Here is a 4,469-nt window from a genome sequence, read left to right as displayed (position 1 = left end):
TAATGGACCTTGACAGCCACAATAAATTTCTAACCCTATCACAGGAGAAGTCTGCCCATTTTTAGGCTATCCTGCGACAGAGTGAGGTATCGGGAGTGGTTGTAATGGTAACTACGACGGATTTTATGTGAGTTTATACTGCCGTGAATAATTCAGGCTTATGTTACCAATAATAATAATTTTGCAGGAGCAAATATAAATGTTCTTGGTGGAGATATAAAAAATCTTCTTGAAATTGCTAATAACTCTTTAAATGGAGGAAATGGAAAAGAAGCATTTGATTATTCTAATAAGGCATTAGAGATTAAAACTGATTCTAGTGAAGCATGGTTAATTAAAATGAAAGCATTAGAATATGTTGGGACGATAGGTGATCCTAGAGTCGGAGAAGTTGTTACCTGTGGCAAAAATGCTATTCAATATGCTTCTGATGACAAGAAAGAAGAAACAGAAAAGGAAGTGTATAAATATTATTTATCAAGAGCGTTATCATTATTGGTGATTGCTACAGAAAAAATTAATGATGTAGAGCAATTGAAGCAAACTTTTCAAACTTTTGCAGTTGTTAGTGCATTAACAGCAGGACAAAGAACAATGCAAGCCGATAGTGGCACTGTAAATTTAATGGAGGGATTGGCAAGCAATGCATTGATATTAAAATTGGCAGTTCCTAAAGAGAAAATATCCGATAGTGCTGAATATCAAAACCTTGTAAAGGCGGTTGCTAATCAATATGTTGAATATTCAAAAGGATTAACTGAACGATATGCTATATATGGCAGCAAATTGTTGGATAGTGCGGTTGAAGCAAGAAGAAAAACAATTGGATTCTTTAAAGATGGCTTAAATGAAGAAAATAAAAGTGATGTATCTGAAAGCGGAATAAATAATAATGCAACTAATAGTGGATGTTATATTGCTACTTGCGTATATGGTTCTTATGATTGTCCGCAGGTATGGACACTTAGAAGATTCAGAGATTACACGCTTGATGAAACGTGGTATGGTAGATTATTCATAAAATGCTATTATGCAATTAGTCCGATGCTTGTTAAATGGTTTGGTAAAACGAAATGGTTCAGGAGTTTTTGTAAATCCAAATTGGATAAAATGATAGATGATTTGAACGAAAAAGGTATTGCAAATACATATTATCAAGATAAATATTAAGTGAAGGGAAACAAGAGAATGGCGTTAATAAAATGTCCAGAGTGCGGTAAAGAAGTATTAGATGAAGTAACCATATGTCCTGAATGTGGATATGAAATAGTTTCTCAATGTGACGCACAATGTCAGAAAAAGGATGTTCCAATATATAGGAATAAAAAAACTACTGCCATTGCTTTATGGGTAGTGGCTTGTAGTTGTTTTATTATAGCTTTTACACGAGTTAATAATGACGATTATGCGTTCTATAAGGGACATTATCAGACTTGTATGGAAGGATATGCAGAAAACAAATCAACTGCTAACGCATATAATGGTGGGTTGTTTAAAAGTTCTTATAATTACATTGCATCTAATTATGAAGACATGGCAAAAGAGGATAATGAGAAACTATGGGAGTATAGAATACAAGCCATCATTCTTTGCGTTGGTGGTATTTTTTGTGTGATTTTAGGATATAAGAAATACAATAAAGGGGTGGAAAATCATGGCATTAGTAAAATGTCCTGAATGCGGTAGAGAAAATGTTTCTGATAGCGCAAAGTCATGTCCGGGATGTGGATTTAATTTAAAAACTTATTACACAGAACAAGGTGCAAATAATGCATTACCCAAAAAGAATGTCAAAAAAATTGCAATATGGATTGTGATAGTTGGTGTTGTTGCTTTTGGAATATATTATTTTACAACAAGATGCAATTATGATGGATGTAATGAAAAGAGAACTACATCAAGTAAGTATTGCTATTATCACATGATTGCAAACTCTTATGGTTCTTCCAACTCATACAGTTATACCCCTAAAACTGGCAATGAGGGGGCATTGGCAAAAGCACAGTCGTATCTTAATAGTTCTGCATTTTCATATACGGGACTAATAGATCAATTAGAATATAGTGGTTTTTCTGAATCCGAGGCAAAATATGGAGCCGATAACTGCGGGGCAAATTGGAAAGAGCAAGCATTAAAAAAAGCGAAGTCCTATTTGGATTCTTCTGCTTTTTCATACAGTGGGCTTGTTGATCAGTTAGTGTATAATGGTTTTACTGAGGAAGAGGCAAAATATGGAGTAGATAATTGCGGAGCTGATTGGAAAGAACAGGCGGCAAAAAAAGCAAAATCTTATCTGAAATCTTCGGATTTTACGAGAACAAGATTAATAGACCAGTTGGAATACACGGGTTTTACACATGAGCAAGCAGTTTACGGCGTAGAACAGGCAGGATTATAGGGAGGAATAATATTATGGCACTGATTAAATGCCCTGAGTGTGGAAAAGAAATATCGGATTCAGTTGAAAAATGTATTCATTGTGGTTATGAGGTAAAAACAGAGAAAAAGCAAAAAAAATTTCCTTTTATAATTGGAATTATAGTTATTGCTCTTATTATTATTTGCGTTGGAATTAAATTGCTGAGTGGCAGAAATGCAAATGCAGGATATTATGATAATAATAAGTGGGGAACATCTTATGATGACATAAAGAATAAATATGGAGAAGATATTTCCGAATCATATTTATCAAATGGTGCTTTAGCAATGTATAAAGAGGATTTTAATGGCATAGAAGGAATATATGTTATGATACAGTTTGAATTTGATAAAGATGGTGGGTTAGATACTGTATTATTAATGGTTTCTAATGCTAAAAGTAATATGTCAGATTCGGAAGTATATGATATGGTAATAGATGGGCTGACAGAATCTTATGGAGATGCTGAAAAAGTTGATTATGGGTTATCATGGGAAACAGATAAATCAATAATTGCGGCAAAACAATATCCTGGTAGTACGGATGGCACAATGATTGTGTATAACAAAAAGGGGGAATAAGAAAATGGCTTCTAATAAATGCCCGAAATGTGGAATGAATTTAAATGATGATTGTATATTTGTATGGAAATGCCCAGAATGTGGCAAGGCATTTAAAATAAATTTTTCCAAGTTAGAACAGGTACAGGAATGGAAAAGAAATAATGTAGGAAATCATTTAATTAAATGCTCATCGTGTGGATATGCGTTAGATGATGGTAATGAACACATAACCTGTAAGTGTTCATCTTGTGGTAATGTGAGTGAGGGAAATTTGGCTCATTTTATAGCAGACGATTTGGAAGATAAAATTATAGAAGATACCTTAAAACACATAGACGGTACAACATCCAAAAATACTGTTTCAATAAATTTGGTTCGTTGTCCTGAATGTGGTCAAGAAGTTAAAGATACAGAGACGAGTTGCCCTGAGTGTGGATATCCGATGGCTAAGCGTGAAAATAAAAAAGAAATGAGTAAAAAATCATGTGTAGATGGACTGCGCTCTATGAGAACTAAGGTAATTATATTTGCAATAATATGTTTTATTGTTTCGGGTATTTTTTTTGCTAAAGGTCATAATGTGAAAAATGACTATTATAATTCGGATTACTCGACATTAAACAAGAATGCTTATGTTGGTGGAGATGCATATAATTACATAATTAACGGGACATATTTCACGGGTTATTCTGTTATTGCCGCTGCTACTTTAATATGCGGTATGATTTTGATAAGCAATTCTATTATGATATCCATAAAAGTTAAAGAATATGAATAGAGCGAGGAACGAAAATGGCACTTATTAAATGTCCGGAATGCGGAAAAAATATTTCTGATACGTGTAAGAATTGCATTCATTGTGGATGCCCAATCAGAAAAGGCAAAAAAATAAACAAGAAAATTGTCTTTGGAGCATGGGGCTTGGCAATCGTTGTAGCAATTGTTATAATTGGTGTTTCTGTTATAAATAAGGTATCACCACATACGATAAAGAATACGCAATTAATAAAGTTGATGGAATATACGAGTTCTTCTGAAATAAAAAAAGACTTAGGTGATGATTACGAGCATAAAGTGTGGGATACTTTAGATTCAACAAGTGATATGTATGAAGACATCGTTATTGACGGCAAAGAATACGAAAAGGTAGAAATCTCTTATCAGAGTAATGGCGATTTTGAGAGAATTTATCTGGATTCAGATTCTATTTGGACAGAAGAAGAGTATAAAATCTTAGTTAAGGATTTTATTGAACAGTATGGTGGTGAGTATGATTATAAAGAAGATGAATATAAAGGGAATGCCATATATGATTATTCTTGGTATATGTCTTTCTATCGTAGAGTATCATTATCTGTTCATCAAAGCAGCGATGATAAAAAGATGTATTGGGTGAGAATAAATTCTTTTCATAATTAGTGTCTGCTGATTAACAAAAATACAGCCTAAAACTATTGATTTTACTGCATTCTTCCGGCATGTATGGT

6 protein-coding genes are annotated in these 4,469 nt (G+C 33.3%); all 6 read left to right on the top strand.

Annotated features, from left to right (window positions below):
• The first annotated feature begins 339 nt into the window (after positions 1-339).
• From D7Y06_RS24065 to D7Y06_RS24040, 6 genes are read left to right on the top strand one after another with little or no spacing between them, the layout of a single operon-like run.
• On the top strand, positions 340-1,170 hold the full coding sequence (locus D7Y06_RS24065; RefSeq protein ID WP_120410029.1) for a CFI-box-CTERM domain-containing protein: 831 nt from the start codon (positions 340-342) through the stop codon (positions 1,168-1,170).
• Positions 1,171-1,188: 18 nt separating this feature from the next.
• Positions 1,189-1,677 (top strand): zinc-ribbon domain-containing protein, encoded by a 489-nt coding sequence (locus tag D7Y06_RS24060; protein WP_120410028.1) that lies wholly within the window; start codon positions 1,189-1,191, stop codon positions 1,675-1,677.
• Positions 1,655-2,398, top strand: coding sequence for an Ltp family lipoprotein (locus D7Y06_RS24055; RefSeq protein ID WP_120410027.1), 744 nt, complete (start codon positions 1,655-1,657; stop codon positions 2,396-2,398). Before D7Y06_RS24060 ends, D7Y06_RS24055 begins: the two co-directional genes overlap by 23 nt.
• A 14-nt stretch (positions 2,399-2,412) precedes the next feature.
• Positions 2,413-3,000 carry a zinc ribbon domain-containing protein gene (locus D7Y06_RS24050; protein ID WP_120410026.1) on the top strand — a complete coding sequence of 196 codons (588 nt, stop codon included), beginning with the start codon at positions 2,413-2,415 and terminating at the stop codon, positions 2,998-3,000.
• A 4-nt stretch (positions 3,001-3,004) separates the two neighbouring features.
• Positions 3,005-3,760: a zinc-ribbon domain-containing protein gene (locus tag D7Y06_RS26700; protein ID WP_243119497.1), complete on the top strand. Its 756-nt coding sequence runs from the start codon at positions 3,005-3,007 to the stop codon at positions 3,758-3,760.
• A 14-nt stretch (positions 3,761-3,774) separates the two neighbouring features.
• Complete coding sequence (locus tag D7Y06_RS24040) at positions 3,775-4,401, top strand: zinc ribbon domain-containing protein (protein ID WP_120410025.1); 627 nt, start codon at positions 3,775-3,777, stop codon at positions 4,399-4,401.
• The last annotated feature ends 68 nt before the right edge of the window (positions 4,402-4,469 follow it).

The sequence above is a fragment of the Roseburia sp. 1XD42-69 genome (assembly GCF_003612565.1).
In the GTDB taxonomy this organism is placed as follows: domain Bacteria; phylum Bacillota; class Clostridia; order Lachnospirales; family Lachnospiraceae; genus Roseburia_B.
Note: the sequence above shows the minus strand (reverse complement) of the source record. Positions and strands in the feature narration are given on the sequence as shown.